Source organism: Halorubrum sp. Ib24 (assembly GCF_002252745.1).
GTDB lineage: Archaea > Halobacteriota > Halobacteria > Halobacteriales > Haloferacaceae > Halorubrum.
Map to the genome: position 1 here is coordinate 290,307 of NZ_NHOX01000040.1, position 26,314 is coordinate 316,620.

31 protein-coding genes and 1 tRNA gene are annotated in these 26,314 nt (G+C 68.5%); 16 read left to right on the top strand and 16 right to left on the bottom strand.

Annotation, left to right across the window (positions count from 1 at the left end; translation table 11 throughout):
* Positions 1-42 precede the first annotated feature (42 nt).
* Positions 43-1,119 (top strand): HAMP domain-containing sensor histidine kinase, encoded by a 1,077-nt coding sequence (locus tag DJ82_RS11525; RefSeq protein ID WP_094581851.1) that lies wholly within the window; start codon positions 43-45, stop codon positions 1,117-1,119.
* Between the two features lie 11 nt (positions 1,120-1,130).
* Here the strand turns inward: DJ82_RS11525 and DJ82_RS11530 are convergent, their stop codons facing one another.
* Positions 1,131-1,580, bottom strand: a complete 450-nt coding sequence (locus tag DJ82_RS11530; protein WP_094558298.1) for a TIGR00725 family protein — start codon at positions 1,578-1,580, stop codon at positions 1,131-1,133.
* 94 nt (positions 1,581-1,674) lie between these two features.
* Here DJ82_RS11530 and DJ82_RS11535 point away from each other — a divergent pair, with 94 nt between their 5' ends.
* From DJ82_RS11535 to DJ82_RS15005, 3 genes are all read left to right on the top strand, one after another.
* Positions 1,675-2,331: an HAD family hydrolase gene (locus DJ82_RS11535; protein ID WP_094523831.1), complete on the top strand. Its 657-nt coding sequence runs from the start codon at positions 1,675-1,677 to the stop codon at positions 2,329-2,331.
* Between the two features lie 109 nt (positions 2,332-2,440).
* On the top strand, positions 2,441-4,807 hold the full coding sequence (locus DJ82_RS11540; protein WP_094523830.1) for an ATP-dependent DNA helicase: 2,367 nt from the start codon (positions 2,441-2,443) through the stop codon (positions 4,805-4,807).
* Between the two features lie 123 nt (positions 4,808-4,930).
* On the top strand, positions 4,931-5,083 hold the full coding sequence (locus DJ82_RS15005) for a hypothetical protein (protein ID WP_170938322.1): 153 nt from the start codon (positions 4,931-4,933) through the stop codon (positions 5,081-5,083).
* Between the two features lies 1 nt (position 5,084).
* Here DJ82_RS15005 and DJ82_RS11545 read toward each other — a convergent pair whose 3' ends face one another.
* The 4 genes from DJ82_RS11545 to DJ82_RS11560 all read right to left on the bottom strand — a co-directional run bounded on the left by DJ82_RS11545 (position 5,085) and on the right by DJ82_RS11560 (position 8,513).
* Entirely contained in the window at positions 5,085-6,260 is a 1,176-nt protein-coding gene (locus DJ82_RS11545) for a Xaa-Pro peptidase family protein (protein WP_094581852.1), read from the bottom strand.
* Positions 6,261-6,363: 103 nt separating this feature from the next.
* On the bottom strand, positions 6,364-6,975 hold the full coding sequence (locus tag DJ82_RS11550; RefSeq protein WP_094523829.1) for a translation initiation factor IF-2 subunit beta: 612 nt from the start codon (positions 6,973-6,975) through the stop codon (positions 6,364-6,366).
* Positions 6,976-7,359: 384 nt separating this feature from the next.
* Positions 7,360-7,902, bottom strand: a complete 543-nt coding sequence (locus DJ82_RS11555) for a hypothetical protein (RefSeq protein WP_094581853.1) — start codon at positions 7,900-7,902, stop codon at positions 7,360-7,362.
* A complete protein-coding gene (locus DJ82_RS11560; RefSeq protein WP_094523827.1) occupies positions 7,899-8,513 on the bottom strand; it encodes a hypothetical protein in 615 nt (204 codons plus the stop codon). The genes DJ82_RS11555 and DJ82_RS11560 overlap by 4 nt, the downstream gene beginning before the upstream one ends.
* Before the next feature lie 462 nt (positions 8,514-8,975).
* Here DJ82_RS11560 and DJ82_RS14610 point away from each other — a divergent pair, with 462 nt between their 5' ends.
* Both DJ82_RS14610 and DJ82_RS11565 read left to right on the top strand, forming a co-directional pair.
* Positions 8,976-9,632, top strand: coding sequence for a hypothetical protein (locus DJ82_RS14610; protein WP_141211991.1), 657 nt, complete (start codon positions 8,976-8,978; stop codon positions 9,630-9,632).
* 353 nt (positions 9,633-9,985) lie between these two features.
* A complete protein-coding gene (locus tag DJ82_RS11565) occupies positions 9,986-10,279 on the top strand; it encodes a hypothetical protein (protein WP_094523826.1) in 294 nt (97 codons plus the stop codon).
* Positions 10,280-10,368: 89 nt separating this feature from the next.
* Here the strand turns inward: DJ82_RS11565 and DJ82_RS11570 are convergent.
* Together DJ82_RS11570 and DJ82_RS11575 are read right to left on the bottom strand one after the other, a co-directional pair.
* Positions 10,369-10,443: transfer RNA gene (locus DJ82_RS11570), tRNA-Met, on the bottom strand.
* A gap of 128 nt (positions 10,444-10,571) precedes the next feature.
* Positions 10,572-10,781, bottom strand: a complete 210-nt coding sequence (locus tag DJ82_RS11575; RefSeq protein WP_094581854.1) for a hypothetical protein — start codon at positions 10,779-10,781, stop codon at positions 10,572-10,574.
* Positions 10,782-10,933: 152 nt separating this feature from the next.
* Between DJ82_RS11575 and DJ82_RS11580 the strand changes: the two genes are divergently transcribed.
* Complete coding sequence (locus DJ82_RS11580; RefSeq protein WP_094581855.1) at positions 10,934-12,550, top strand: long-chain-fatty-acid--CoA ligase; 1,617 nt, start codon at positions 10,934-10,936, stop codon at positions 12,548-12,550.
* An 86-nt stretch (positions 12,551-12,636) separates the two neighbouring features.
* Here the strand turns inward: DJ82_RS11580 and ftsY are convergent, their stop codons facing one another.
* The 7 genes from ftsY to DJ82_RS11615 form a co-directional block, all read right to left on the bottom strand.
* Complete coding sequence (gene ftsY / locus DJ82_RS11585; protein WP_094558291.1) at positions 12,637-13,743, bottom strand: signal recognition particle-docking protein FtsY; 1,107 nt, start codon at positions 13,741-13,743, stop codon at positions 12,637-12,639.
* Positions 13,744-13,751: 8 nt separating this feature from the next.
* The gene (pfdA, locus tag DJ82_RS11590; RefSeq protein ID WP_094523822.1) at positions 13,752-14,207 is read right to left on the bottom strand and encodes a prefoldin subunit alpha; all 456 of its coding nucleotides are present in this window, start codon (positions 14,205-14,207) and stop codon (positions 13,752-13,754) included.
* Complete coding sequence (gene rpl18a / locus DJ82_RS11595) at positions 14,207-14,383, bottom strand: 50S ribosomal protein L18Ae (RefSeq protein ID WP_094523821.1); 177 nt, start codon at positions 14,381-14,383, stop codon at positions 14,207-14,209. Before rpl18a ends, pfdA begins: the two co-directional genes overlap by 1 nt.
* A gap of 318 nt (positions 14,384-14,701) precedes the next feature.
* Positions 14,702-15,367 (bottom strand): translation initiation factor IF-6, encoded by a 666-nt coding sequence (locus DJ82_RS11600; protein WP_094523820.1) that lies wholly within the window; start codon positions 15,365-15,367, stop codon positions 14,702-14,704.
* A gap of 1 nt (position 15,368) precedes the next feature.
* Entirely contained in the window at positions 15,369-15,647 is a 279-nt protein-coding gene (locus tag DJ82_RS11605; RefSeq protein WP_094523819.1) for a 50S ribosomal protein L31e, read from the bottom strand.
* Positions 15,648-15,800, bottom strand: a complete 153-nt coding sequence (locus tag DJ82_RS11610; protein WP_094523818.1) for a 50S ribosomal protein L39e — start codon at positions 15,798-15,800, stop codon at positions 15,648-15,650.
* Between the two features lie 72 nt (positions 15,801-15,872).
* A complete protein-coding gene (locus DJ82_RS11615) occupies positions 15,873-16,991 on the bottom strand; it encodes a M20 family metallopeptidase (protein WP_094581856.1) in 1,119 nt (372 codons plus the stop codon).
* 431 nt (positions 16,992-17,422) lie between these two features.
* On the opposite strand from DJ82_RS11615, the gene msrA reads away from it, so the two are divergent.
* The 8 genes from msrA (at position 17,423) to DJ82_RS11655 (ending at position 23,894) form a co-directional block, all read left to right on the top strand.
* A complete protein-coding gene (gene msrA / locus DJ82_RS11620; protein ID WP_094523816.1) occupies positions 17,423-17,959 on the top strand; it encodes a peptide-methionine (S)-S-oxide reductase MsrA in 537 nt (178 codons plus the stop codon).
* Between the two features lie 550 nt (positions 17,960-18,509).
* On the top strand, positions 18,510-18,914 hold the full coding sequence (ribH, locus tag DJ82_RS11625) for a 6,7-dimethyl-8-ribityllumazine synthase (RefSeq protein ID WP_094524008.1): 405 nt from the start codon (positions 18,510-18,512) through the stop codon (positions 18,912-18,914).
* A gap of 34 nt (positions 18,915-18,948) precedes the next feature.
* Positions 18,949-20,103 (top strand): pyridoxal phosphate-dependent aminotransferase, encoded by a 1,155-nt coding sequence (locus DJ82_RS11630; protein WP_094524009.1) that lies wholly within the window; start codon positions 18,949-18,951, stop codon positions 20,101-20,103.
* Between the two features lie 133 nt (positions 20,104-20,236).
* Positions 20,237-20,749, top strand: a complete 513-nt coding sequence (locus DJ82_RS11635) for a universal stress protein (RefSeq protein WP_094557648.1) — start codon at positions 20,237-20,239, stop codon at positions 20,747-20,749.
* Positions 20,750-20,834: 85 nt separating this feature from the next.
* Positions 20,835-21,137 carry an Asp-tRNA(Asn)/Glu-tRNA(Gln) amidotransferase subunit GatC gene (gene gatC / locus DJ82_RS11640; protein ID WP_094557649.1) on the top strand — a complete coding sequence of 101 codons (303 nt, stop codon included), beginning with the start codon at positions 20,835-20,837 and terminating at the stop codon, positions 21,135-21,137.
* Positions 21,138-22,445: an Asp-tRNA(Asn)/Glu-tRNA(Gln) amidotransferase subunit GatA gene (gene gatA, locus DJ82_RS11645; RefSeq protein ID WP_094581857.1), complete on the top strand. Its 1,308-nt coding sequence runs from the start codon at positions 21,138-21,140 to the stop codon at positions 22,443-22,445.
* A 90-nt stretch (positions 22,446-22,535) separates the two neighbouring features.
* Positions 22,536-23,270: a hypothetical protein gene (locus tag DJ82_RS11650; protein ID WP_094581858.1), complete on the top strand. Its 735-nt coding sequence runs from the start codon at positions 22,536-22,538 to the stop codon at positions 23,268-23,270.
* A 117-nt stretch (positions 23,271-23,387) separates the two neighbouring features.
* Positions 23,388-23,894, top strand: a complete 507-nt coding sequence (locus DJ82_RS11655) for a DUF5797 family protein (RefSeq protein WP_094524013.1) — start codon at positions 23,388-23,390, stop codon at positions 23,892-23,894.
* A gap of 443 nt (positions 23,895-24,337) precedes the next feature.
* On the opposite strand, the gene DJ82_RS11660 is transcribed toward DJ82_RS11655, so the two are convergent.
* Together DJ82_RS11660 and DJ82_RS11665 are read right to left on the bottom strand one after the other, a co-directional pair.
* Positions 24,338-24,661, bottom strand: coding sequence for a hypothetical protein (locus tag DJ82_RS11660; RefSeq protein WP_094524014.1), 324 nt, complete (start codon positions 24,659-24,661; stop codon positions 24,338-24,340).
* A 73-nt stretch (positions 24,662-24,734) separates the two neighbouring features.
* Complete coding sequence (locus DJ82_RS11665) at positions 24,735-25,277, bottom strand: carboxymuconolactone decarboxylase family protein (RefSeq protein WP_094524015.1); 543 nt, start codon at positions 25,275-25,277, stop codon at positions 24,735-24,737.
* A 106-nt stretch (positions 25,278-25,383) separates the two neighbouring features.
* Here DJ82_RS11665 and DJ82_RS11670 point away from each other — a divergent pair, with 106 nt between their 5' ends.
* Positions 25,384-26,313, top strand: coding sequence for a 1,4-dihydroxy-2-naphthoate polyprenyltransferase (locus tag DJ82_RS11670; protein ID WP_094581859.1), 930 nt, complete (start codon positions 25,384-25,386; stop codon positions 26,311-26,313).
* Position 26,314: the final 1 nt, after the last annotated feature.

Below are 26,314 nucleotides of genomic sequence, written 5' to 3' on the forward strand. Positions count from 1 at the left end.
GGTAGTTATACGTCGAGCGCGGCAACAGTAGACGAACACCAAATGGGTGCGCCCGGCGACGGCATCGCGATCGTTCTCGTTACGAAGACGCCGGAGCGAGCGGCGGCGATAGCGACGTCGCTGGAACGCGCGGACGACCGGCTCGTCGCCGAGCCGACAGCGGACACCGACGCGGCGCTGCGTGTCCTCCGGGACACGCCCGTGGACTGCCTGGTGACCGCGGGCGGACTCACCGACCCGACCGGGGTCCCGTTCGTCGAAACCGCCCGCGACCGACACCCGGAGCTCCCGATCGTGTTCTGCCCCGACGAGGCGCTCGACGCGGCGGCCGTCGGCGACGCGTTCGAGGCCGGCGCCACCGACGTCGCGCGGTCGTGCGGCGAGTCGGACCGGACGCCCGTTCTCGTCCGCCGCATCTCGAACGCCGTCGCGTCCGCTCGCGCGGTCGCCGAGGCCGAGCGACAGCGGCGGCGCCTCGAAGCGTTCACGAGCGGCGTGTCTCACGACCTGCGGAACCCGCTCACCGTCGCACAGGGACGGATCGAGTTAGCGCGCAGGGAGGGAGACGTCGGACACGTCGACGACGCGGCGGCCGCGATCGATCGAACGTTCGAGCTGATAGACGACCTGTTGACTCTCGCGAAACAGGGCGAGCGACCGCGGGAACTCGACTCGGTCGAGCTCTCGGACCTCGCCGAGCGGTGTTGGGCGAACGTCGCCACCGGCGACGCGACGCTCGTCGCCGACGGCGACCGACGGCTGCTGGCGCATCCGAGCCGACTGAAACAGCTGTTGGAGAACCTGTTCCGAAACGCGGTCGACCACGGGGGCGACGACGTGACCGTCTTCGTCGGAGACGTCTCGCCGATGTACACGACGACGCGCGCCGAGACCGACCTGCCGACGGGGTTCTTCGTCGAGGACGACGGGCGGGGAATCTCCCAGGACGAGTGCGAGGACGTGTTCGACGTGGGATACACGACCGCGGAAGGCGGCACCGGGTTCGGTCTCAACATCGTCAGGGAGGTGGCTAACGCGCACGGGTGGGAGGTCTCCGTGTCCGAGGGCACGCGAGGCGGGGCTCGGTTCGAGATCACGGGCGTCGAGAGCGGCGGTTGACCGCCGAGCGGTCAGTTCGGCCCCGCGGCGCTCTCGACGTGCTCGACCGCCTCGGTCGGGGTGTCGACGTCCTCCACGCCGGCGACCTCGTGCGTGTCGAGCCCGGCGACGGCGCGGCCGTGCGCGAGCGCCAGTCCGATCTCCGAGAGCGTGCCGTGCGAGCCGTCGATCGCGATCGCGGCGTCGCCGTTGAGCACCACGAGCGCGTTGCGGGCGTGACCCAGCCCCGTCGCCATCGGGACCGTGACGTGCGGGTTCGCGTCCGCGCGGCGGGCGGTCGGCAGGATCCCGATCGTCTCCCCTCCCGCGTTCGCGGCGCCGCGACACACCGCCGCCATCACCCCGCCGAGCCCACCGCAGACGACCGTGTGGTCGCGTTCCGCGAGCCGTTCCCCCACCGCTTCGGCGACCGCCGCCGTCTCGGGCGAGACGGAACTCCCGCCGATGACGCTGACGCGCATACCCCGGGACGGGCGGCGGACGCGTATAAAAGAGCCGGCGGTCGCGTCGCGGCGTTGGTGAAACCCTTTTAAGGGCTGAGCGACTCCGGACTGTATGACGTACGATACCGTCGTGTTCGACAACGACGGTGTCCTCGTGGGCCGCACGCGCTTCGACGTGCTCCGGGATGCGACCCGGAACGCGTTCGAAGAGTGCGGCGTCGAGGAGCCCGATCCGGACGACGTAGAGCGCATGACCATCGGTGCGACCCCCGGAAGCGTGGGGACCGTCTGTCAGACGTACGACCTCGATCCCGGGTCGTTCTGGCGGACTCGCGACGACGTGGTCTCGAAGGCCCAACAGCAGGAGGCCCGCGCGGGGCGGAAGACCCCGTACGACGACCTCAACGAGCTGCAGAGCCTCGACGTGGAGATGGGAATCGTCTCCTCGAACCAGCAGGCGACGGTCGACTTCCTCGTCGACCACTTCGACGGCTTCGAGCGGTTCGGCGCCGCGTACGGCCGCGAGCCCACGATCCACTCGCTCCAGCTCCGCAAGCCGAACCCCCACTACATCGAGCAGGCGCTCGGCGACCTCGATGCGGGCAACGCCCTGTTCGTCGGCGACAACGAGTCCGACGTGCGCGCGGCCGAGAACGCGGGCATCGACTCCGCGTTCATCCGCCGCCCGCACCGCCGCGACTGGGAGCTGAACGTGTGGCCGACCTGGGAGATCGACCGGCTCTCCGACCTGCACGACATCATCGGGTAGGATCGCCGGCGGCGGGGGACCGCCGCGGCCGCCCGTCGGTAGCCGCCGCGGCCGCCGCGGCCGTCGTCTCTCTCAAGGTTTAACTCCGATGGGAAGCTACGCGGCCACAGTGACGAACCCCCCGCCGTGGTCCGACCTCTTCGGCCACGAGGAGCCGTATCCGGAGCAGGCCGACGGGATCGACGCCGCCGTCGACGCCGCCGAGGACGGCGGCTTCCTCTCGTTAGAGGGCGCGTGCGGGACCGGCAAGACGATGCTCGCGCTCACCGCCGGGCTCGACCGGGTCCGCGACCCCGACTCCGACTTCGAGCGCGTCTTCGTCCTCACGAGCGTCAAACAGCAGCTCCGCCAGTTCGAGACGGATCTGGGGACGATCAACGCGAACCTCCCGGACGAGTACGACCCAGTCTCCGGACTGACGCTGGTCGGCAAGGCCGACGTCTGCCCGTACGCCCGCGAGAACCGCGGCGGGGTCGACCGCGAGAACGTGTACGAACGCTGCGAGGGGCTCCGCGAGCGCACCCGAAACCTCGTCGGCGACGGCGGCGCGACCACGACGTCGAACCTCGTGAGCGAGGCGCGGAGCCAGCAGGTCGGGCTGATGGACTCGGGGAGCGACACCGGATCGCACGGTGACGATTCCGCCGCCGCCGACTACCTCAGCGTCGACGGCGAACCCACCCCGTACCGCCCGGACACCGAGGAGTACGAGGGGACCGAGTTCTGCCCCTTTTACGCCGGGTTCCTCGACGACCTCCCGGAGGACGGTGACCCCGCGGAAGCGGTCCCGTTCGACGTGACCGACATCGGTCACGTCGACAGCGACGAACTGGTCCGGCTCGCCGCGGGTCACGGCTCCTGTCCCCACTCGATCATGGGGGCGCTCGTCCCCGAGGTCGAGGTCGTGATAGGGAACTACTACCACGCGTTCGACCCGGTGACGACCGGGACGTTCACGGGCGCACTGCTCGACGACGCGACGTTCGTCGTCTGCGACGAGGCGCACATGCTCGAACCGCGCGTCCGCGATCTCGTGAGCGACGCCGTCGCCGACGCCAGCCTCCGCGACGCCGAGAACGAGCTCACCCGCGTGGTCCAGCCGCTCTCCTTCGAGACGGCCGGCGCCGAGTCGGACGACGCGGAGCTCGTGCGCGGCGAGCTGGCCGACGCGGACGTGACCGTCGAGGAGATCGAGTCCGTCCGCGAGTTCTACGCCGACCTCCGCGGCGAGCTCGACCGCCGGGTCACGGAGCGACTCGACCGCGAGCGCCCCGACTGGCGGGCGTCGATGCGCGAGCTCGACGACGACGAGATCGCGCTCCGCGACCCCGAGGAGCCGGCGAGAGACGAGATCACGGCGTGGGCGGAACGCGAGGGGTACGGCGACCGCGTCTGGGCGCGCGCTCACCAGGTCGGTGCGGTCGTCAAGCGCGTCCTCGACTCGCTGGAGGAGGAGGACAAAAAGCGGGCGGCGCCCGGCGTCGGGCGCACCCTCAACGCCTGGTATCGCGAGGGCCACGAGGAGTTCTTCCGGGCGATCGATCTGGAACGGACGTGGGACGAGACCGCGCCGCCGGACTCGTGGCGGCGCGCCTACAACGCGAGCCTCGCGCTGTACAACTGCCTGCCGAGCGAGCCGATCGGCGACCGGCTCGCCGAGTTCGGCGGCGGCGTCCTCATGAGCGCGACGCTGGAGCCGATGGACGTGTTCCGCGAGGTGACCGGGCTCGATCACCTCGAATCGCAGGGCCGACCGGTCGTCGAGCGGACGTATGGGCTCTCGTTCCCCGAGGCGAACCGCGCGAGCCTCGCCGTCGACGCGCCGAAGTTCACCCACCAGAACCGCGGCGCGCCCGGCGAGTCGAACGACACCCGGCTCGCGCACCTGGACGCGACGGCGGCGGTGGCGGCCCGCGAGGGGAACGTGCTCGTCGGCACGCCGAGCTACGCGGAGGCGACGTGGATGGCCGAGTCGCTCTCGGAGCGGCTGGACAAACCGGTGCTCCTCGACGAGTCCTCCGGCGACCGCGCCACGGAGTCGCTGAAAGACGACTTCTTCGCGGGCGAGGGGAAGGTGCTCGTGACGAGCCTCCGCGGCACGCTCACCGAGGGCGTCGACTACCGCGGGGACCGCCTGTCGGCCGCCGTGGTCTGCGGGGTCCCGATCATCAACACGTCCCGGCCGCGGACCAGAGCCGTGATCACCGCCTACGACCGCCGCTTCGAGTCCGGGTTCGAGACGGCGCTCACGGTGCCGGCCGTGCGGAAGGCCCGACAGGCGGTCGGGCGGGTCATCCGCGGGCCGGACGAGCGCGGGGTGCGCGTCCTGCTCGACGCCCGGTACGCCCGCGAGTCGTGGAACAGCGTGCGGGAGTACCTCCCGGAACACGAGCGGGAGGAGTACCAGCCCGTGAGCCCGGACATGCTCGGCCTCGCGCTCGATCGGTTCGAGCGGCGAGCCGACGGCGGCGACTGACTCGAACGGCCGCGGCGAGCTGCGGTGATGTGCGGCGTTGCGGCCCTGAAACGGTCAAATAACAATTGCTTAAACCGCGGTACGATGCGTTTAACTAGGTCACGACAGCCCATGGCGGGTCCTATGAGTTCCGCAACGCAAAAGCCGAAGTACCACGTCGTCTGCCGGGAGTGTTCGGTCGAGCGCCTGTACGAGGACGGCGACGAGGCCACCGACCTCGAGCGGAAGCACACCAAAGAGACCGGTCACCGGATCGTCGTCGGGCGGGTCAAGTAGCTCACACGACGTTCGCGTCGATGTCGCGCGGGAAGTGCGTCAGCGTCTCGGTGCCAGACTCGGTTATCGCGACGGTGTCCGAGTGGCGGTAGCCGTACTCGTCGGTGTAGAGTCCGGGCTCTATCGTGTACACCTGTCCGGGGGCCATCACGGCGTCGTCGCCGTCGTAGCGCTCGCCCCAGCCGCGGTCGATGTACGGCGGCTCGTGGGCGCCGAGCCCGATGTTGTGACCGACGTGATGTCGCGCGAGGTCGGTCACGCCCTGCTCCTCGAAGTACTCCCAGACGACCTCGTCCACCTCGGCCACCGGGACGCTCGGCCCGAGCGCGTCGATCGCGAGGGTCTGCGCCTCCAGCATGAGCTCGAAGTAGTGCTCCTGCTCGTCGGAGTAGTCGCCGACGAACATCGTCCGCTCCAGCTCGGAGCGGTAGCCGTCGACGTTCGCGGTCGCGCCCGTGACGAGGACGTCGCCCTCGGCGAGCCGCTCGTTCGGGGTGTGGCCGTGGGGCAGCGCGGTCTCGCGACCAGAGATGTAGCCGGCGTGGACGGGACCGCCGCCGCGCACCCGGACGCTGTACGTCTCCCCGAGCGTGTCGAGCATCGCCCGTGAGGCCTCCGTCGAGGCGCGCTGCGAGACCGTCGCCGGGTGCGCGCCGGGCTCGGTGAAGTCGGCGAGGTAGCGGTGGCCGAGGTTCGCCCACTTGGCCGACTCGCGGATCAGGTCCACCTCGGCGTCCGACTTCTCCCAGCGCATGCGGTCGACCCACGACTGCGTCTCGACGTCGACGAACTCGGAGAGCGCGGGGCCCTCGTACCCCATCACGCCCGGCGCGCCGTCGGCGTCGGTCGCCACGCGGTCGGCGTCGAGCCCGTCGAGCGCGTCGACGATGACGCGGATCGGGTCGCCGCAGGGGTAGTCGAGGTAGTGGTGCACCGCGTCGATCCGGGGGTTCGGCTCGACGCGCTCGACCTCCAGTCGCGGGACCGTGATCTCGACCCGGTCGGCCGTCACCGCGAGGACGACCGGGCGCTCGGTCTGGATGTGGTGGAAGCCGGTGAGGTACTCGATCGCGGTCGCGCCGAACCACGTCGCGGCGTCGGCGTCGGTCGCCGCGAGCCGGTCGCGGACCGCCGCGAGCCGGTCGTCGAACGCGGCGTCGGGGAGTCGTGTCGCCATGTCTCACGATCCGCGAACGCGCGGATAAACGGTCGGGTTGCGGAACGAGTCGGACGACAAAACGAGCGGCTCGGTCCGGCTTGGACCGGGTGCGGCGGGCCGATCAGCTCTCGCGGCGGGCGAACGCGAGGTTGCCGGAGACGTTCTTGATGTACGCTTTGACGGTCTCGCCCTCCTGCGCGCCGGGGACGAAGACGGTGTACTCGCCGACCTCGGCGACGCCGTCGCCCTTGCGGCCGGTGCCGACGATCTCGAGCTCGTACGTCTTGCCCGACTCGATGGCCTCCTCCTGGCGCTGCGTGTTCGAGGTGTTCTGCTTCGCGACCGGGCGGAAGGCCCCGCAGGCCTCACACCGGAGCATCGGCGTGCGGTTCTCCGTTTCCAGCCGGGTGTCGGGCAGGCCGCACTCCGAGCAGGTGACGTACGACTCGATGTACGAGTCGATCGCGGCCTGGAAGTCGCGCTCGCGGAAGTTCCCGCTGTAGCGGGCGCGGCCCGACTCGTACTGGCCGGCGGTCCCGAGCTCCTGCTGGATCTTCGAGTGGACGTGCTCGGGGTCGCGGCTCAGGGCGTCGGCGATCGCCGAGAGGTTCGTCAGTCGGGTGAACGCGCCGTCCTTCTGCGTCTCCGGGTCCGGCACCGACAGGCGCTCGTCGGAGCCGCCCAGATCCGGCACCTCCTCCATCGCGCGGTCGAGGCTCGATTCGTAGTCCATGCTCGACGGAAGGCGGGGCCGACGGAAATCGCTTCCGGGTTCGGGAGGGTGTGAGACGACCGCGGCTGGGTGCGGTTAGTACGGTATCTGCAGTAGTCCGGCGAGGAGAAGGAACGCGAAGGCGTACACGAGAACGACGAGCGCGTTCCGCTTCGGGGCGTTCGGCGCCGTGCCGGGGAGGCATTGCGGAAGCGATCGGAGAGCCTCAGCCGGAACGCGGGGGATTCGGTAGGGATTGTCCGAGTCGGTCATCGTGTCACCGTGTCGAGTAATGCGTTCGCAGTTCGTGCGTTTAGATATACGGTGCGATACGGTCTTAACGCCGTATTAACAACCGACGGTGGGGATACAGTGGTTGCTCCGACCTCGCGTTCGGAGCCCGGATCAGCTACAGCTCACCGTCCGCGTGAGACGCACGGCCACGCCGTCTCCGGACGCCTTGATCCCGATCGAGTCCCCGCAGGAGACGGACGAAAACGTTTGCGTCGCGCGCTCGCCCGGGGCGAGCGGACCGAGTTCGACCGACTTACCCTGGGCGGTCACCTCAACCGTCGCGAGCCGCGTTCCCGCCGGGAACTGGTTGATCACCGTCACGTCCACGTACGCGGTCTCGTTCTCGTCACCCCGCGTGGCGTTCGTTGTCTCGTTTCTGGTCGTATTCCCCGTCGCGTTCGTGGCCGTCGTCTCGTTCCCTCCGTCGCTCAGGGTCTCGGTCCCGTTGTCGGTCTGCGCCGCGTTCACCGTCGCCGTCAGGTTCTCGCCGCTGCGTTGCGTCTGTTCGAGACCCAGGAACGCGTTCGGATCCTCGGCGACTTCGACGGACACGCCTCGGTCGGTCGCCGTCGCGCTGAACCCTCCGGTGCCCGCCACGAGCGCCGTCACGGCGAGGAGCGCGACGGCGAGAGACAGGTATCGACGTCGACTCATTCGTCATCCACCTCGGGCGGTCTGCTTCTCGCGCCGAGTCGCATCCGGCAGTAGTTGTCGTAGAGGTGTCCCGTCGCCGACACCGACAGCGCCGTCACGAGGAAGACGCCGAAGTGGAGTGGCGACACCAGCGAGAACGGGTGTACACCCACCCAGATCCCGACGAGGCAGACGACACTTATCATGGACAGCCCGCAGTAGTAGGCGCTCCACGGAATGTCACGCCCGGTCAGCGAGTCGACGTAGAAGTTGGCGTCCGAGGCCGCCTCCGTGAGTTCGATGACGCCGCGCTGGGAGTCGTAGTCGACGAATCCGTACTCGGCCATCTTCGGCAGGTGGAACTGCCGGAGGGCGTTTCGCACGCGCTTCCGCTCGCGGTGATCGAGCGTGTCGATCTCCTTTCCGTACTCCCAGCTCGCGACCCAGTCCGTGAGTTCCGAGACAGCGACGGGGTCCCCGTTCCGTCGTTTGAGGTAGTGAATCGCGTAGCGGCGGCGCTGGTTGCTGAGCACCTCGAAGACGTCGTCTCTGGTGAAGTCCGGTTCCTCTCTCGACGCCAACTCAGCGTCGCCGTCGACCGTGTTACTCGTCTCTGTCTGTGCCTCAGCCATGCTCCCTCCGCCCTACACACATCTCGTCAATAGAGTCAATCCAGTATCACTTTACTATAGATAGCGGAAACGATGACAAAGCCCCTCTACCACCGGTTGAGAAGAAGCTATTCGATATGACATATTATTCCGACAGACTCGTGGGTATCGCCAATAAACTGCTTCTAACTCGAATTAATTATACAGAAATAATGTATTTTATCATATATGATCTCTTGCGGTCGGCGCGTGAGCGTTAAGCCCATGTAAAGAGACTCAGGCAGTTCGACAAAGGGATCTTGCTCACTCTCCATAGAGCCTATTCCTCATTTACAGACACTCTCTCCCAGTTCCGCTGGCGGTATATTCCAAAGGGAGTCTCGCCTCTTGAGCGGAATACGCCCCGTGGACGGCGACGACGGACCGGCGTCGGGAGTCGTCGGCGTTCGTGAACGGGCGCGACACAACGAGGTTTGAAAACCAATGCAACGACGCAAATTCATAGTCGGACTGGGATCGCTCGCCGCCGGCGGGGTGGCTGCAATGGGTAGTGGTGCGTTGTCATCAGCCAGTGCGGAGAGGGCGATCAGCACTCAAGTCAGCACAGATACCAACGCATATCTAGGAATCACTGGGGATCCTGATTACACTGCAGAAACTAACGGTACGCTGGAAATTAATTTCGACAACAACGGAAATGGAACCGGACTTAATGCAAATGCAACTACAGAATTCACCGATCTTCTGACCGTCAGTAATCAGGGGACGGAACTTGTGCTGGTCTGGGTAAATCTTAATGATCTGAATGCATCGATTAGCGGCAATGGTTATGTCACGTCATACCTCTCCATGCAGGCTAATGCCCTTGCAAATGGTACAGGAAGTGGCATGGACGGTGGAGATGGTACCTCCTCAGGCATGGGGACTAGCGGGGCTCCCGGACAATGGGGTGTGTTCGTCCCACCAGGTGAAAGCGTGGACATTGCCCTCGGATTCTATGACATCCCTGCCGGTGATGTCGGTCAAGTTTACAACGCTGACATCGGAGTGAACGCTGCTTCAGAGGATTCAGAGATCTTCAAGAACGTCGTGACAGCATATAACTTCCCGAACAGTCCCAACCGTCCATACGTCCCGTAACATTCCAGAGACACCATTTTATCATGCAGATTACTCGACAAGTAGTACCAATCTCCAGCGGAGTCTCCGGATCTAGTTTATAATGGCGGATGTCGTGCTGTCAGGTGTTTTCACTTGACTCGACGTCGGTGATTACGATTCGAACCACGCCCGAGCGGATAGCTTTCTGACCGGGCGACTTGAGTACGACGGTCCCACGGGGCAATAAGCGTCGGCGACGGCTGACAGGGGTATCGAAGCCGATGCAGTCGATGACTCACGCGCCCACGCGGGCTGAGATTAATGTCCGCGGAGATCCGGATTGGGTTCAACGAAATCGTGAACGAAACGAACGGCAACGCACGAACGCGCCGATGAAGATCGTCTCGATCGTTACCGTCACGAATCGCTTCGACGCGTCGGTCCGCGTCACGTCGGTCGACGTTGACGTTGATGTGCCTGACGGCCTCAATACCACGGTGGAATCGACACTCACGGACCTCTCGAACGAGTCCGGGCAACTCGTGGCCGAGATCAACTGCGAGCGCGGCTTCGAAAGGGACGACCTGTTGGTAGGACTCAAAATCGACGAAGGGACGGTCAGCGCCGAGATATCCGGCGACGAAGCGGACAGACGCATCTCAATCACGTACGACGAGGAGTTCTGACTTTCACCCTCTTCGATCGCTTAGAGTTGACGGGTGCGTCGCTCAGGGGAATTAAAAACGCCCAGGAGACCGCGGCCGCAAACGAACAGTAGCGGGAGGTAGATTTGAACTACCGATCTCCGGGTTATGAGCCCGGCGGAATCTCCTGGCTATCCCATCCCGCTATCGTATCAAAACCCGTTGCGACTGTTAAGGGTTCTGATCCCGTCGCCCGTGTGCGATTCGACCACGCACGGTTTATATACGGACGGCGGCGGGATCGCCGGCGCAGTCGGGGCATCACTCGGTCGACTCACTCCGACCCGGCGTGTTTCTGCCGGAACCGCAGCGCGAGGATCGCGCCGAGCGCGAACGCGACCGGGAGGACCGCGTCGGCGAGGTCGCCGGAGAGCGCTCGACCCGCGGTCAGCCCCGCCATGAGCGCGAAGAACAGCGACAGGAGCCCGGCGATGGGGACCGCGTACCCCTCGGTGAACGTCGACCGGCCGGATCCGTCGCTCATACGCCCTGAACGCTCCGAGACGGGGAAAACCTCGCGGCACCGCGACGGCGGGGGCCTCGCGACGATGCCGGTGAGATCCGACGGCCACCGGCGGCGGCGCCGCCTTGCGCCGGCCGCAAACGCTTTTATCAATCAAAAATAGTGATAAATCGATGCGAAAACCGCTACTGACGACGGACTTCCTGGACCGGGCGCGCCGGCACTACGCGGACGAGGAGGCCGTGCTCGCCACCGACGGCACGCGGTACACCTACGCCGAGCTCGGCGAGCGCGCGGATCGGTTCTCGGCCGCCCTCCGGGCGCGCGGGATCGAGAAGGGCGACCGCGTCGCGGTGTTGGACCCGAACACGCACTACCACCTCGAAGCGGCGTACGGCGCGATGCAGGTCGGCGCGGTCCACACCCCGCTGAACTACCGGCTCACGCCCGACGACTTCGCGTACATGCTCTCCGACGCGGGCGTCGACGCGATCTACGCCGACGCCGAGTACGCCGACCGGATCGAGGCGGTCCGCGACGAGGTGCCGACGGAGACGTTCCTCACGAACGACGCCGACGCGGTCGCGGGCGACTGGGAGTCGTTCGACGGGGCGCTCGCGGACGCCGACCCCGACGCCTACGAGCGCCCGGAGATGGACGAGGACGAGGTGATCACGATCAACTACACCTCGGGGACGACCGGCGACCCGAAGGGCGTCTGTCGCACCCACCGCGCCGAGACACTCCACGCGTACCTCATCGCGATCCACCAGGAGATCACCGACGACGACGTCTACCTCTGGACGCTCCCGATGTTCCACGTCAACGGGTGGGGCCATATCTACGCGATCACCGGAATGGGCGCCCGGCACGTCTGCACCCGCGGCGTCGACGTCGCCGCGGTGTTCGACCGGATCCGCGAGGAGGAAGTCTCGTACTTCTGTGCGGCGCCGACCGTGCTCAACATGCTGGGCGACCACTACGCCGAACACGGCGGGGCGACGACCGGCGACAGCGACGTGCGCGCCGCGACGGCCGGCGCGGCGCCGCCGGAGGCGACGATCCGCACCGTCGAGGAGGAGTTCGGCTGGGAGCTCAAACACGTGTACGGCGCGACCGAGACCGGCCCCCTCATCACCACCTCGGACGCGAAGCGGCACTTCGAGGCGGGCTCGCCCGACCGCTTCGCGGTGAAGAAGACGCAGGGGATCGGCTACCTCGGCACCGACGTGCGCGTCGTCGACGAGGACGGCGAGGACGTGCCCGCCGACGGCGAGACGATCGGCGAGATCGTCGTCCGCGGCAACCAGGTGATGGACCGCTACTGGAACAAGCCCGAGGCCACCGAGCAGGCGTTCTCGGAGCGGCTGGAGGGGTACTACCACATGGGCGATCTGGCCGTCGTCGACGAGGACGGCTTCGTCTCGATCCAGGACCGCAAGAAGGACATCATCATCTCCGGCGGCGAGAACATCTCCTCGATCGAGTTAGAGGACACCCTCTTCGAGCACGCGGTCGTCTCCGACGTGGCGGTCATCCCCGCGCCGGACGAGCGGTGGGGCGAGACCCCGAAGGCGTTCGTCGTCCCCGAGGGCGGCGACCCCGATGACGCGGGCGCGACGACGGAGGAGCTGAAGTCGTTTGTCCGCGAGCGCGTCGCCGACTACAAGACGCCGGGCGAGGTGGAGTTCGTCGCTGAGCTCCCGACGACGGCGACGGGGAAGATACAGAAGTACGAGCTCCGTCAGCGCGAGTGGGACGAAGAAGAGCGGATGGTCGGGGAAGGGTAGTCGGAGGGAGGGTCGCACGACCGCCGACTCGGCGGTCACCGAGCCGACTGACCCGCGGTCACCGAACCAACTGACCCGGTCCGGCCCTACTCCTCGTCGAGCAGGCTCTCGACGAGCTCCTCGGGCTCGAACAGCGTGAGGTCGTCGTACCCCTGTCCGGTCCCCAGGAAGAGGATCGGCTTCCCGGTGACGTACGCCACCGAGATCGCGGCGCCGCCGGAGGAGTCGGCGTCGGCCTTCGTCAGGATGGCCCCGTCGATCTCGGCGGCGTCGTCGAACTCCTTCGCGCGGTTCACGGCGTCCTGTCCCGCGACCGCCTCGTCGACGAACAGCGTCATGTCCGGGTCGACGACGCGGTCGATCTTCTCCAACTGCGCCATCAGATCGTCGCTGGTGTGAAGCCGCCCGGCCGTGTCGCCGAGCACGACGTCGACGTCGTTGGCCGCGGCGTACTCGACGCCGTCGTAGATGACGGCCGCGGGGTCGCCGCCCTGGTCGTGGGAGATCAGCTCTCGACCGAGCCGGTCTGCGTGCTCCGCGATCTGCTCGTTGGCGCCGGCCCGGTAGGTGTCGCCGTTCGCCAGCACCGACGAGTAGCCGCGGTCGGCGAGCCACTCGGAGAGCTTCGCGATGCTCGTCGTCTTCCCGACGCCGTTGACGCCGGTGAAGACGATGGTGACCGGCTTCTCGGCCGCCGCGATCCGCTCCTCGAAGTCGAACTGGCCGACCGCGATCACGTCGAGCAGCGCGTCGTGGAGCGCCGACTCGACCAGCTCGCCGGTCGTCTCGACCTGCTTGCGCGACTCGCCGAGCATCTTCTCGCGGACGGTGTCGAGGATCCGCTCGGCGACGCTCATCTCCACGTCGCTCTCGAGGAGGGCCATCTCGAGGTTCCACAGCGGCTCCTCGAGGTCCTCCTCCTCGATGATGATCCGACCGGTGGCGAACGCCTTCGCGCGCTGGAAGGTGCTCGGCTCGTCGTCGTCTGCGTCGCTATCGCCGGACTTCGCCTCGACCTCGGCCCCCGTTTCGGCCGCGACCGCCTCCGCGTCACCGTCCGCGTCGGCGGCGTCGCTCGCGGTCGTCTCGTCGGGGGTCGGCTCGTCGCCCTCGGCGGGGTCCGCCTCGACGTCAGTGCTCTCCTCGACGTCCTCTCGGAACCCCGAGAGCTTGTCCTTCAGTCCGTCGAACACGGTCTACCTTACTCCTCGTCGCCCTGGCCCTGCCCCATCTGCTGCATCTGCTGCTGCTGCATCTGCTGTTGCATCTGCTGGGCCTGCTGTTCGAGCTCTTGGCTCTCGGACTCGAGCTCGTCGACCTCCTCTTGCGTCTCCTCAATGCGGTCGTTGAGCGCCTCCTGCTTGCGCCGAAGCACGTCGATGGCGTCGCCTTCGCTCTGCTCCGCGGAGTAGTTGCCGCCGAGCGAGACGATGATCTCGTCGATGTCCTGGACCTCGGCGCGGACGTAGGCGCCGCCGCCGAGCGGGACCTGCACCGTCGAGCCCGTGTCGAGGGTCTCGATCGCCTCGACCGCGTCGTCGATGTCGGACTGCTCCTCGCGGTAGTCGGCGATCTCCGCTTCGAGGGCCTCGATCTCCTCGTCGAGCGCCTGCAGCTCCTGGGAGAGCTGCTGGAGCTGCTGTTGTCCGCCGCCCATCATGCCGCGGACACCTCCTCGATCTCGATCTGGGTGCGCTTCCGGTTGTGCTGGCTCCCGACCGTGGTGTAGATGCGCTCGCGGGCGAGGTCCTCGTTCTCTGCCTCGACCTCCTTCGTGAACGGCTGGAAGTCGCCTCGACTCTGGAACCGTCCACTCACCGTGTAGGTACTCATGTTCTCCGATCCGGCAGGGACAGGGAAGTATCTTCCTAAAAGGCGAGAGACCGGCACCGAAGCGGGACCGGCTTCGTTCGGGGCGACGGGCCCGAATTCCGGTGGTATCCTCGACGGATCGAGCCGTCTCCGGGCCGGCTACCCGGTCAGGTCCGGCCGGCCGGTACGACACTGCGAGCGCGTGGACGGCGACGAGCGCGACGAGCGCGAGCGTCTCGCCCACGGCTCGCCTGCAGTCGGTAACACAGCGGGAGAAGCGAGTCGGGGGAGAGGGGTCGACCGAACCGCGATGAACAGCGGCCGTCGGCGACGCGGGCGTCAGTCGATGAAGCCGAGCGTCTCTTCGATCCGACCCAGCTCGGGGCCGGTGGTGTCATCGCCGACGACGTATCCCTCGTCGGTGGCGACGAGCCCGGAGCCGACCAGCGGCGCGCCGTAGTTGACCGTGCCGAGATCGGCCCGGACATCGAGCGCCTCCTCGACGTCTCGCAGCTCCGATTCGGTCGACTTGGGATGACAGAGCACGCCGGCGTTGTTGGCGACCGCCGCCGTCCCGACGGTGCGAACGTCGCCGAGGTCGCCGCGGGACACGGGGACGCCGAGGGTCTCTCTGATCGTCACGATCGTTTCGCGCGGGAGGTCCGGGTGGACGTAGGCGCCGTAGTCGTTCGCGAGGACGACGTTGCCGGCCGCGTTGATCTCGCCGGGGAGCTCGCCCACCTCGCGGTCGGCGGCCTCGGCGATCCGCGACTGCTCCCGTTCGGTCGCCCGCGCGGAGACGAGAACGCCGTTCTCGTTGCCCGTCGCGAGGGAGCCGACGGTGTTGGCGCCGCCGACCGTCGTGAGGAGGGGCTCGGCGCCCAGCTCCTCGCCGAGAGACTCGGCGAGCTCCTCGTCGACGTCCGGCCGGACCAACAGGAGGTCGTCGATCGCGCGGGCGAACACGCCCACGTACGACGAGCCGGTGAAAGTCGCCCGTAACACGTTACTCGGCGTACTCGGCTTCGACGACGGGCTCGCCGTCCTCGACGAACCTGGCCGCGCGGACGCGGACCTTGCTCGGCGGGTTCTGGCGCCCGTTCGCCCAGACCGCCTCGTTGACCGAGGTGTCGATGACGACGTCCGCCTCGTCGACGGAGAAGTGCTGCGCGAGGTGCTCGCGAATGATCCGCATCGCGAAGTCGGCGCGTTCCTGTACCGGCTTGTCGTTGGCGTCGCGGAGCGGCACGGTGACGACGCGCTCCTCGAAGTCGCTGGTGCTCATTTATTCGTCCAGGTCGTTCCGGCGCCAGTTGCGCCGCTTGGGGTTTCGCGTCACGTTCATGTCCGTCTTCATCATGACCCACGCCGGGACGCGGGTGTTCTGGCGTTCCGCCTTCGCCAGACGCTTCTTTTGAGCCTTCGATTTATTTCCCATAGTAGCCCACAGTTTCCGCGGGGCGCATAAAACCCCTTCCATACCGCGTCGCACGGCGTGCCGAGTGACCGCTCAGAACGGCCGTTCGGCGACTCCTTCGTAAATGCGATAACACCGGTCGAGGACGTCGATCCCGACGCTCTCCGTGTCGGTGTGCGCCTCGCCCGGCTCGGAGGCGCCGCAGACGAGGCAGTCGGTCCCGGCCCCGGCGAGCCACCCCGCGTCGGTCGCGTGCGGCTTGACGACGTGTTCGGGCGCGTCGAGCCCCAGTCCGTCGTGGACCTCGCGGGCGACCGCGATCGCGGCCTCGGCGAAGGCGTCGTCGCCGCAGGCCATCGGCGGGAGGTCCTGCTCGACGGTCAACTCGACGCCCGCGACCGCCTCGGCTGCGCGGGCGAGGTCGGCGCGGTCGCCGGGGACGGTGCGCTCGTCGATCGTCACCTCGCAGCGCTCCGGGATCACGTTCCACGTCTCGCCGCCGTGGACGATCGTGACCGCGAGCGACCCCGTGACGGCCTCGCCGAAGACGGTCGCCTCCGGGGCGTCGAGGTCGCGGACGACGTCGATCGCGTCGCTGGCGCGGTAGATCGCGTTCTCGCCGCGCTCGGGCTCGGAGGCGTGCGCCGCGGTCCCGTGCGCGACCAGCGTCGACGCGCGCCGGCCCTTGTGCGCGACCGCGACGTCGGTGACGCCCGGCTTCGAGTAGTCCGTCGACCCCTCGGCGACGACCGCGCGGTCGGGAGCGAACCCCTCGTCGATCGCGTGGCGCGCGCCGGTCCCGCCGACCTCCTCGCCGACGAACGAGGCGACCGCGAGCTCGCGGCCCGCCGGCGGCTCGGCGTCGCGGAACGCGAGCATGCAGGCCGCCACCGCGCCCTTCATGTCGGCCGATCCGCGCCCGTGAATCCGCCCGTCGCGGCGCTCGACGACGTACTCGCCGGCCTTCCCGTCGCCGGTCGTCTGGCGCTCGGCCGGCGGGACCACGTCGTGGTGGCCGACCAGCGCGAGGGTGTCGGCGTCGGGGTCCTCCGTCGCGCCTTTGTAAGCGATCACGTTGCCGACCGCGTCGCGCTCGACCCGCGCGTCGGTCTCGGCGCGGAGCCACTCCTCGATCGCGTCGCCGGCGTCGGTCTCGTCCTCGTGGGAGGGAATGCCGACCAGCTCCTCAGTCAGGTCCGCGAGTTCGTCCATGTACGAGTCTGGGCGGTTCAGCGAATTAAATAGCGGGGTGCGAGTTGTTTATAACTGAACTCGTGCGGTGGCGCGCGCCTGCGAGGCCCTCCGCGGCCGAGCAGCGCGTGCGAGGGAGGCGGCGGTCCGGCGCGGCTCCGCCCGCGCCGGGCCGTCCGCCGAGGCTGGGGAGGCGTGAGGCTGCGGTGCCGTGCGGGTGGGACCCAAAGGGGCAGCCGTGAGGAGCGCGGAGGCGACGTAAGCACCGCAGGAACGAGCGAAGCGAGTGACGAGGAGCGCAGCGAGCGTGCGCGCTCCTCACGGCTGGGGATTTGGCGGTGTTGACCGACGATCCGTCGTCAGAGACGTATAAATAAACGTCTGGGTTCGCCACCATCGTTCACACCTAAGCGCGCGTCATTAATACGTCTCCGAGCCCTTGGAACGAGTATATGTCCGATCAGCTCGAAACCGCGACGCTCGGCGGCGGGTGCTTCTGGTGTATCGAGGCGGCGCTCGAACAGCTCGCCGGCGTCGAGTCGGTCACCTCCGGCTACGCGGGCGGCCACGTCGACGACCCCACGTACAAGCAGGTGTGCTCCGGCAACACCGGCCACGCCGAGGTCGTACAGGTCGAGTTCGATCCCGACGTCATCGCCTACGACGAGGTGCTGGAGGCGTTCTTCGAGATCCACGACCCGACCCAGCTGAACCGCCAGGGTCCCGACGTGGGGAGCCAGTACCGCTCGATCGTCCTCTATCACGACGAGGACCAGCGCGAGCTCGCCGCCGCGTACATCGACGCGCTCGACGAGGAGTACGACGACGACGTGGTGACGGAGCTCGACCGGTTAGAGACGTTCTACCGGGCGGAAGAGCACCACCAAGACTACTTCGCGAAGAACCCGAACGACGCGTACTGCAGCTTCCACGCCAAGCCGAAGATGGAGAAGGTCCGCGAGAAGTTCGAGGCGAAGGTCGCGAAGTAAGCGGTAGATTCCGCAGCGAACGTCTTTTATGCCTCGATCGCTCGCAGATGACCGACTGACCACTCCGCGGTGAACACCTCCAAAGCCCCAGTCGCTCGTTTATAAATAGCTGACTGTGGATCGGCGGTGAACACCTCCAAAGCCCCAGCCGCTCGTTTATAAATAGCTGACTGTGGATCGGTGGTGAACACCTCCAAAGCCCCAGCCGCGAGGACTCGCGCGGCTTGCTGCGCTCCTCGCTCAGTCGCTGACGCTCCTTCGCTGCGGTGCTTACTGCGCCGTGCTTCGTCCTCGCGACTGCCCCTTTGAGTCCCGCCCCGCACCGCAACCGCGCCTCACCCCTCCCCAGCCTCGTCGCTGGCGGCTGGTGCCGCCAGCGACTCCCTCGCACGCGCTCCTCGCGGCCGACCGGCCGCTCGGAGGCGCGCGCCACCCGCGTAGTTCATTTATAACCGAACCACGTCCACGCCGCCCCCGTTCCCGAACCCGTTTGACCGGCAACCCTGCTCCGGAACGGTAGACCTTTGCCGCCGCCGGTGTGAGCGGGCGTATGGTCTCGCTGGGACTGGTGGTGGCGCGGTTCAACGACTCCGTCACGGAGCCGATGGCCGAGGCCGCCCGCGAGGCGGCCGCCGACCGCGACGCCGTCGTCGTCGACGAACTGAGCGTGCCGGGCGCGTACGACAGCCCGCTGGCCGCCGACCGGCTCGCGCGCCGGGACGACGTCGACGCCGTGGCGGTTATCGGCGCCATCGTCACCGGCGACACCGACCACGACCACGTCATCGCGAGCGCGACCGCCGAGCAGCTCACGCGAGTGAGCCTCGACCGCGACACCCCCGTCACGTTCGGCGTGAGCGGCCCGGGGATGTCCGGCGCGGAGGCGCGCGAGCGCATCGATAAGGGCGCGGAGGCGGCCGAGGCCGCGATCGACCTCGCGACGGAGCTCGAATGAGCGCCGGAGACGACCCCCGACGGAACACACGACAATGAGCGAAGCATACGACTTCTCGGACCGGATCGGACGCGTAGAGCCCAGCGCGACGCTGGCGATATCGAACCTGGCGGCTGAAAAGGAGGCCGAAGGGGCCGACATCGTCGACCTCTCGGTCGGCGAGCCCGACTTCGACACCCCCGCGAACGTCGTCGAGGCCGGCAAGGACGCCCTCGACGCCGGCCACACGGGCTACACCTCCTCGAACGGGATCCCGGAGCTCCGGGAGGCGATCGCGGCGAAGCTCCGCGGCACCGGCATCGACGCCGACGCCGACGAGGTGATCGTCACCCCCGGCGGCAAGCAGGCGCTGTACGAGACGTTCCAGACCCTGATCGACGACGGCGACGAGGTCGTCCTGCTGGACCCCGCGTGGGTCTCCTACGAGGCGATGGCGAAGCTCGCCGGCGGCGACCTCTCCCGCGTCGACCTCGCTTCCCACGGCTTCCAGCTCGAACCCGCGCTCGACGACCTCGCCGAGGCGGTCTCCGACGACACCGAGCTGCTCGTCGTCAACTCCCCGTCGAACCCCACGGGCGCGGTCTTCTCCGAGGCCGCCCTGGAGGGCGTCCGGGACCTGGCCGTCGAACACGACATCGCCGTGATCTCCGACGAGATCTACGAGCGCATCATCTACGACGCCGAGCACGTCTCGCTGGCGAGCCTCGACGGGATGGCCGACCGCACGATAACGATCAACGGCTTCTCGAAGGCGTTCTCGATGACCGGCTGGCGGCTGGGCTACCTCCACGCGACCGAGGAGTTCGTCGGGCAGGCCGGCAAGCTCCACTCCCACTCCGTCTCCTGCGCGACGAACTTCGTCCAGCGCGCGGGCGTGGAGGCGCTGGAGAACGCCGACGAGTCCGTCGAGGAGATGCGGCGGGCGTTCGCCGACCGCCGCGACCTCCTCGTCGACCTGTTCGACGAGCACGGGGTCGACGTCGACGTCGGCGACGGCGCCTTCTACATGATGCTCCCCGTCGACGACGACGACCAGGCGTGGTGCGAGGCCGCCATCGAGGAGGCGTCGGTCGCGTGCGTACCGGGCAGCGCGTTCAACGCTCCCGGACACGCGCGGATCTCTTACGCCGCCAGCGAGGAGCGCCTGCGCGAGGCGGTCGACCGGCTCGTCTCGAACGACCTGTTATAAACGCGGTCGAGTTCCCGGCCGATTTGGTGACCGATCGACGGTCCCGCTCCGGTCGTGACTGCGGATCCGCCGTTAGCGGGAATCTGCGGTGCGTTTTTATCGCTGTTCCGCGAAGTTTCAATTGGGTGGTACGATGTACGACAATATACTGTACCCGACGGACGGGAGCACCGGGTCGGAAGCGGCGGCAGCGCACGTGGCGGAACTCGCGTCGGCGTTCGACGCGACCGTCCACGTCCTGCACGTCGTCGACATGCGCGGGGGCGGGCTCGGCCTGAGCGGGGCGTTCCTCGAGGAGGAAAGCCAAGCGATGAGCGGGCGGTCGCCCGACGAGGGGTACATCGGGAGGCACGAGGACAGCCCCGACAGCGACGAGATCGAGGACGAGCTCACCGCTCAGGCGGAGGAGCTCGTCGAGAGCTCGGCCGGATCGCTCGACGGGATCGACATGACGACCGTCGTCGAAATGGGGACGCCGCACTCGGAGATCATCCGCTACGCCGACGAGCACGACATCGACCTCGTGGTGATGGGGACCCACGGTCGGACGGGTGTCGAGCGCTACCTGCTCGGCAGCGTCGCGGAGAAGGTGGTACGGATGGCGGACCAGCCGGTGGTGACCGTCCGGGCCGACGAGGACGAGTGACCGCGCGGGTCCCGTCTTCGCCGACTCGGACGTCGCCGATGCGACGTTCCGAAACCCTTACTCCCGGTCCGGGACACCTCGACGTATGAGCGATACGTCCGAGTCGACGGATGACGCGGCCGCCGTCGACGCCGATGAGGTCCGCCACGTCGCGGAGCTGGCCCGGGTTCGCCTCGCCGACGAGGAAGTCGAGGCGTTCGCCGCCCAGTTCGGCGACATCCTCGACTACTTCGAGGCCCTCGACGAGGTCCCCGAGACCGAGCGCGAGGAGGAGCTCGTCAACGTGATGCGCCCCGACGAGGTCGAGACGGGACTCTCCCAAGAGGAGGCGCTGTCGAACGCCGAAGAGACCGAGGACGGCTACTTCGTCGGCCCGAAGGTGTCGTAGATGGCGGCGGACTACAACGCCTTCATCACCGAGGCGACGATCGAGGGCGACGCCGACGCCGAGGGGCCGCTCGCGGACGCGACCGTCGCGGTCAAGGACAACATCTCCACCGAGGGGGTCCGAACGACCTGCGGCTCCGAGATGCTCGCCGACTACGTCCCGCCGTACTCCGCGACCGTCGTCGACCGGCTGACCGACGCCGGCGCGACGGTCGTCGGGAAGGCGAACATGGACGAGTTCGGGATGGGGACGACGACGGAGACGTCGGCGTTCGGCCCCACGCGGAACCCCGCGGACCCGGAGCGCGTCCCCGGCGGTTCCTCGGGCGGGTCGGCGGCGGCGATCGCCGCGGGCGAGGCCGACCTCGCGCTCGGCTCCGACACGGGCGGGTCCGTGCGCTGTCCGGCGGCGTTCTGCGGCGTCGTCGGGATCAAGCCGACGTACGGGCTCGTCTCGCGGTACGGCCTCGTCGCGTACGCGAACTCGCTCGAACAGATCGGGCCGATCGCGGGCACCGTCGAGGAGGCGGCCGCCGCGCTCGACGTCATCGCGGGCCCGGACCCGAACGACGGGACGACGCGCGACCTCGCCGACGTCGAGGGGGCCGACCCCGAGGCGAGCTACGCCGCGGCCGCCGACGGCGACGTCGACGGGCTCACGGTCGGGATCCCGACGGAGCTGTTCGAGGGCGCCGACGAGCGCGTCGTCGAGACGGTCGAGGCCGCGATCGCGGACCTCGAAGCCCGGGGGGCGGAGACGACCGAGATCTCGCTGCCGTCGGTCGAGCACGCGGTGCAGGCGTACTACGTGATCGCGATGGCGGAGGCGTCCTCGAACCTCGCGCGCTTCGACGGCGTGCGGTACGGGAACCGCGCCGAGTCGGACGGCAACTGGAACGAGTCGTTCGCGGAGACGCGCGAGGAGGGGTTCGGCGCGGAGGTCAAACGCCGGATCCTGCTCGGCACGTACGCGCTCTCGGCGGGCTACCACGACAAGTACTACGAGAAGGCGCAGGACGCACGCGCGTGGGTCCGGCAGGACTTCGAGGCGGCGTTCGACGACGTCGACGTGATCGCGTCGCCGACGATGCCGGTGCTCCCCTTCGAGCTCGGCGAGAGCCTCGACGACCCGCTGCGGATGTACCTCGCGGACGCGAACACGACCCCGGTCAACCTCGCGAACCTCCCGGCGGTTTCGGTGCCGGCCGGCGAGGCCGACGGGCTCCCGGTCGGCCTCCAGATCGTCGGCCCGAAGTTCGACGAGGAGACGGTGATCCGCGCCGCGAGCGCGGTCGAAGACGCCGAATAGCGGCCGCCGACTGCGACTCTTAACTCGCGTAAAACCGCGTTGAGCGTCTCGGCCGGTTATGTGCCTCGCACCCCTCGTCCCGAGCGCATCATGACCGAAACCGAATCGACGTCGACGGACGCGTTCGATCGCGACTCTGTTCGATCCGCCAGCCGGATCGCCATCGCGGCGCTCGCGCTGGTGGGCGTGCTGTCCCTGTTCACGCTGCTCCCGGGCGTCGGCCGCTTGGTTCCGCTGACGCCGGTCACGTTCGCCGCGGTCGCCAGCGCCGCGGTGACGGTCGCGGTCGTCGCCCTCCTCGCGTACGCCGCGCCGAAGGTCGCCTCGCTGACGCGCGCCGCCCTCCATCGGACCGACGCCGCGGAGCGCGTCGAGCGCATCGCCGAGAACGGCGGCGCGATGGCCTATTGGCTCGTCGTGCTCGCCGCCGTGCTGGTCGCCGACCGCGGGCTCGCCGGCGCGATCGTCCCGCTGATCGACGGCTTCGCGTGGGCGTACGACGCCGCGTTCCTGATCGCGTCGTTCGTCCCGCTCGTCTTCGTCGTGGCGCGGCTGACCGTGACCGTCGACCCGCTCTCCGAGCTCGTCGCCGACCGCGTGACGGGACCCGAATCGTCCGGCGCGGACGAGGACGCCGGCGCGGACGACTCCGAGACGACAGCGGGGTCCGCCGACGCCGACGAGTCGCCGGCCGCGACGGCCGAGGGCGACGCGACCGATTCGCGCACGCACTGGACCGAAGACCGCTGGAACGCCGACGAGGCCGCGGACGAGGGCGCCGACGCGGACGCGGACGCGTCCGACGACGAGCCGCCGACCTCCTGAGCGAGTCGACTGACCTCCTGAACGAGCCGCCGACCTCCCGACCGAGTCGACTGCCCCCGCCCCCCGTCCCGGACTGCGATCCGGAACGTCCATACCTGCCCCGGTGGAGGTGACTGTATGGCGCTGACCGACGAGGAGCGGAGCCGGCTCGCCGACATCGTCCGGCTCCAGCCGACGAAGAACGGCGAGCTGCAGGACGCGTGGGAGCTCGACAGCGGCAGCGAGGTGCACCAGTACCTGCAGAACCACCTCAAGGAGTACTACTACCGCGACGACGACAGCCTGATCCGGTCGACGGCCGAGGCGAACGACCTCGTCGACGTCGAGCCCGGAATCGAGGCGGACGCGGTCGCGAGGGGCGGCGCGCCGGAGACGATCCGCGTCCCGGAGCTGGTGGCGCAGGTGTTCGAGGTGATGGCCGACCCCGACGAGCGCTCGCAGTCGGTCGTCAGCGTGCTCAACGCGGTTCGGGAGGCGTTCGACGTCGACCCCGACGTCGACGAGGTGCGGCGCGCGCTCCGGACGCTCGAACGGAAGAACGTCGTCGAGGTCGTCTACCGGACCGTGCCGACGTTCAAGCTCGCCGTCGAGCGCGACGAGATCACGGTCGAAGTGAGCGAATAGTTGAGTTAGAAGGTAGCTGCCGGAGCGGAGATTGTCGAGGGAGGGGGAAATCGGGTCGCCTCGGTCGCCGGCTTATAAATATCCAAACCGTGTTCGGCTGAGAACGCTTCCGAAGCCCCAGCCGCTCGCTTATAAGTGATTGATTTCGGATCGCCGGTGACTATCTCCGAAGCCCCAGCCGCGAGGAGCACGCACGCTCGCTGCGTTCCTCAGTCACTCACTTCGTTCGCTCCTTGCGGTACTTGCGTCGCCTGCGTGCTCCTCGCGGCTGCCCCTTTGAGTCCACCCGCACAGCGACCGCACCTCACGCCTCCCCAGCCTCGGCGGCCGGCCCGGCGCGGCTCCCTCGCGCTCGGTTCGCGCCCGGTGGGGCGCTCACCGGAGCGCGCCGCCGCATACCGTTTATAACCAATTACTGAACGCGCTATCGAGACTCCCCCGCGTCACATCCCCATGTCGGCGGCGGCGTCGGGGACCGGCAGGTCGTTGACGGCGACGCCGAGCAGCTCCGCGGCGTGGTCCAGCGCCATGTCGAACCCGTAGTACCGCTCCAGCTCGTCGCCGTTCGGCCCCGGGCGAACCTTCAGCATCGCGTAGCCGTCGACGTTCTGCGCGACGGTCGCCTCGGCGCCGTCGGCGGAGAACGTGAGCAGCCGCTCGCCGTCGGTCTCCTCGTAGCGCGCCGCGACCCCGTTCGCTTCGGCCTCGCTGGACTCGCTCTCGGTCGACTCCGCTCCGGCCTCCCCGTCGGCCGTCGTGTCGCTCATACCACCGGTAGGGGCCGGTCCCTGTCGTATCTGTCGGTCGTCGGGACCCGACCTCGGCACCGCGCGGCGCCGCCTACCGCGGGTCCCAGCCGTGGAACTCGTCGCCCGGCTCCAGTTCGAGGTCGAACGCCTCGATCATCCCGCCGAGCCCGGCGTACCCCTGCGCGAGCGCGGCGATGCCGACCACGGTCTCGTCGTCGTACGCGGCGGCGACCTCGCCGTGGGCGATCGCGTCGACCTCGCGGCGGACGACCGCGACCGCGTACTCGACCAGCGTCGTCTCGTCGGCGTCGAGGTCGGTCAGGTCGTCGGTTCCGATCCCGGCGATGACGTCGTCGCCGATCCCGACGCCGCGGGCGATGTTGACGTGCTGGTGCCACTCGTAGCGGTTGCGCGTCTCGCTCGCGGCGGCGAGGATGACGAGCTCGCGGTCCCGGTCCGAGAGGCCGCTGTCGGTCCACAGCGAGCCGAGGAACGAGCGCAGTCCGGCGAGCACCTCCGGGTTGTTGCCGAGCGACCGATAGACGTGGAGCGGTTTCCCCTGGAGCGACGACTCCAGCAGCTCCTCGTACTCCTCGGGCACGTCCGACGCGTCGACGTATGGTACGCGGGCCATGCCGGGGCCTCGCCGCCGACCGGCATAGCTGTGGGTGTCCCGGACGACCCCGCCGGATCGATCCGGGATGGCAAGGTTAAGGGACGCCACGCGCGTATCGCTGCCAATGAGTACCGAGGTGTCGCGGCGGCGGGCGTGGGTGATCGCCGCGCGGCCGCAGACGCTGCCCGCGGCGGCGGCGCCCGTGATCGTCGGCGTCGGGCTCGCCCTCCGAACGGGCGCGTTCGCCCCGCTCCCGGCGCTCGCGGCGTTCGTCGGCGCGGCGCTGATCCAGGTCGGCACCAACTTCGCGAACGACTACTACGACGCCATCCAGGGGGCCGACACGGACGACCGCGAGGGGTTCACCCGCGTCGTCGCCAGCGGCCTCATCGAACCGGCCGAAGTGAAGCGGGCGATGTGGCTGACGTTCGCGGCCGCGATCCTCGTCGGCACCTACCTCGTCGCCGTCGGCGGCGTCCCGATCCTCGTGATCGGACTGGCGTCCGTCGCCGCCGGGATCGCCTACACCGGCGGCCCGTACCCCCTCGGCTACCACGGCCTCGGCGACCTCTTCGTCTTCGTCTTCTTCGGCGTGATCGCCGTCACGGGCACCTACTACGTGCAGGCCGCCGCGCTCGTCGGCGAGGCGTTCCCGCTGTGGATTCCCCAGGATACGGTCACCCTCGCCGCCGTCGTCGCCAGCCTCCCGATCGCCGCGCTCTCGACGAACATCCTCGTCGTCAACAACGTCCGCGACCTGGAGGAGGACGCGGCGACCGGCAAGCGCACCCTCGCGGTCCGGTTCGGCTACCGGTTCTCGCGCGTCCAGTACGTCGGGCTGCTCGCGCTCGCCTACCTCACCCCCTTCTGGTTCCTCGCCCGCGGGGACGGCCCCGCGGTGCTGCTCCCGCTCGTCACGCTCCCGCTCGCGGCCGCCGTCGCGCGCACCGTCCTGACCGAGACCTCGGGCGACGCGCTCAACCCGGCGCTGGAGTCGACCGGAAAGCTCCTCGCGGCCTACGCGGTCGCGTTCGCGGTCGGCCTCGCGCTCTGAC

What these genes read in the sequence shown, in the direction of transcription:
- DJ82_RS11525 (WP_094581851.1), top strand. Translation starts at nt 43, where the DNA reads ATGGGTGCGCCCGGCGACGGCATCGCGATCGTTCTCGTTACGAAGACG.
- DJ82_RS11530 (WP_094558298.1), bottom strand. Translation starts at nt 1,580, where the DNA reads ATGCGCGTCAGCGTCATCGGCGGGAGTTCCGTCTCGCCCGAGACGGCG.
- DJ82_RS11535 (WP_094523831.1), top strand. Translation starts at nt 1,675, where the DNA reads ATGACGTACGATACCGTCGTGTTCGACAACGACGGTGTCCTCGTGGGC.
- DJ82_RS15005 (WP_170938322.1), top strand. Translation starts at nt 4,931, where the DNA reads ATGAGTTCCGCAACGCAAAAGCCGAAGTACCACGTCGTCTGCCGGGAG.
- DJ82_RS11545 (WP_094581852.1), bottom strand. Translation starts at nt 6,260, where the DNA reads ATGGCGACACGACTCCCCGACGCCGCGTTCGACGACCGGCTCGCGGCG.
- DJ82_RS11550 (WP_094523829.1), bottom strand. Translation starts at nt 6,975, where the DNA reads ATGGACTACGAATCGAGCCTCGACCGCGCGATGGAGGAGGTGCCGGAT.
- DJ82_RS11555 (WP_094581853.1), bottom strand. Translation starts at nt 7,902, where the DNA reads ATGAGTCGACGTCGATACCTGTCTCTCGCCGTCGCGCTCCTCGCCGTG.
- DJ82_RS11560 (WP_094523827.1), bottom strand. Translation starts at nt 8,513, where the DNA reads ATGGCTGAGGCACAGACAGAGACGAGTAACACGGTCGACGGCGACGCT.
- DJ82_RS14610 (WP_141211991.1), top strand. Translation starts at nt 8,976, where the DNA reads ATGCAACGACGCAAATTCATAGTCGGACTGGGATCGCTCGCCGCCGGC.
- DJ82_RS11565 (WP_094523826.1), top strand. Translation starts at nt 9,986, where the DNA reads ATGAAGATCGTCTCGATCGTTACCGTCACGAATCGCTTCGACGCGTCG.
- DJ82_RS11575 (WP_094581854.1), bottom strand. Translation starts at nt 10,781, where the DNA reads ATGAGCGACGGATCCGGCCGGTCGACGTTCACCGAGGGGTACGCGGTC.
- DJ82_RS11580 (WP_094581855.1), top strand. Translation starts at nt 10,934, where the DNA reads ATGCGAAAACCGCTACTGACGACGGACTTCCTGGACCGGGCGCGCCGG.
- pfdA (WP_094523822.1), bottom strand. Translation starts at nt 14,207, where the DNA reads ATGGGCGGCGGACAACAGCAGCTCCAGCAGCTCTCCCAGGAGCTGCAG.
- rpl18a (WP_094523821.1), bottom strand. Translation starts at nt 14,383, where the DNA reads ATGAGTACCTACACGGTGAGTGGACGGTTCCAGAGTCGAGGCGACTTC.
- DJ82_RS11605 (WP_094523819.1), bottom strand. Translation starts at nt 15,647, where the DNA reads ATGAGCACCAGCGACTTCGAGGAGCGCGTCGTCACCGTGCCGCTCCGC.
- DJ82_RS11610 (WP_094523818.1), bottom strand. Translation starts at nt 15,800, where the DNA reads ATGGGAAATAAATCGAAGGCTCAAAAGAAGCGTCTGGCGAAGGCGGAA.
- DJ82_RS11615 (WP_094581856.1), bottom strand. Translation starts at nt 16,991, where the DNA reads ATGGACGAACTCGCGGACCTGACTGAGGAGCTGGTCGGCATTCCCTCC.
- msrA (WP_094523816.1), top strand. Translation starts at nt 17,423, where the DNA reads ATGTCCGATCAGCTCGAAACCGCGACGCTCGGCGGCGGGTGCTTCTGG.
- ribH (WP_094524008.1), top strand. Translation starts at nt 18,510, where the DNA reads ATGGTCTCGCTGGGACTGGTGGTGGCGCGGTTCAACGACTCCGTCACG.
- DJ82_RS11630 (WP_094524009.1), top strand. Translation starts at nt 18,949, where the DNA reads ATGAGCGAAGCATACGACTTCTCGGACCGGATCGGACGCGTAGAGCCC.
- DJ82_RS11635 (WP_094557648.1), top strand. Translation starts at nt 20,237, where the DNA reads ATGTACGACAATATACTGTACCCGACGGACGGGAGCACCGGGTCGGAA.
- gatC (WP_094557649.1), top strand. Translation starts at nt 20,835, where the DNA reads ATGAGCGATACGTCCGAGTCGACGGATGACGCGGCCGCCGTCGACGCC.
- gatA (WP_094581857.1), top strand. Translation starts at nt 21,138, where the DNA reads ATGGCGGCGGACTACAACGCCTTCATCACCGAGGCGACGATCGAGGGC.
- DJ82_RS11650 (WP_094581858.1), top strand. Translation starts at nt 22,536, where the DNA reads ATGACCGAAACCGAATCGACGTCGACGGACGCGTTCGATCGCGACTCT.
- DJ82_RS11655 (WP_094524013.1), top strand. Translation starts at nt 23,388, where the DNA reads ATGGCGCTGACCGACGAGGAGCGGAGCCGGCTCGCCGACATCGTCCGG.
- DJ82_RS11660 (WP_094524014.1), bottom strand. Translation starts at nt 24,661, where the DNA reads ATGAGCGACACGACGGCCGACGGGGAGGCCGGAGCGGAGTCGACCGAG.
- DJ82_RS11665 (WP_094524015.1), bottom strand. Translation starts at nt 25,277, where the DNA reads ATGGCCCGCGTACCATACGTCGACGCGTCGGACGTGCCCGAGGAGTAC.
- DJ82_RS11670 (WP_094581859.1), top strand. Translation starts at nt 25,384, where the DNA reads ATGAGTACCGAGGTGTCGCGGCGGCGGGCGTGGGTGATCGCCGCGCGG.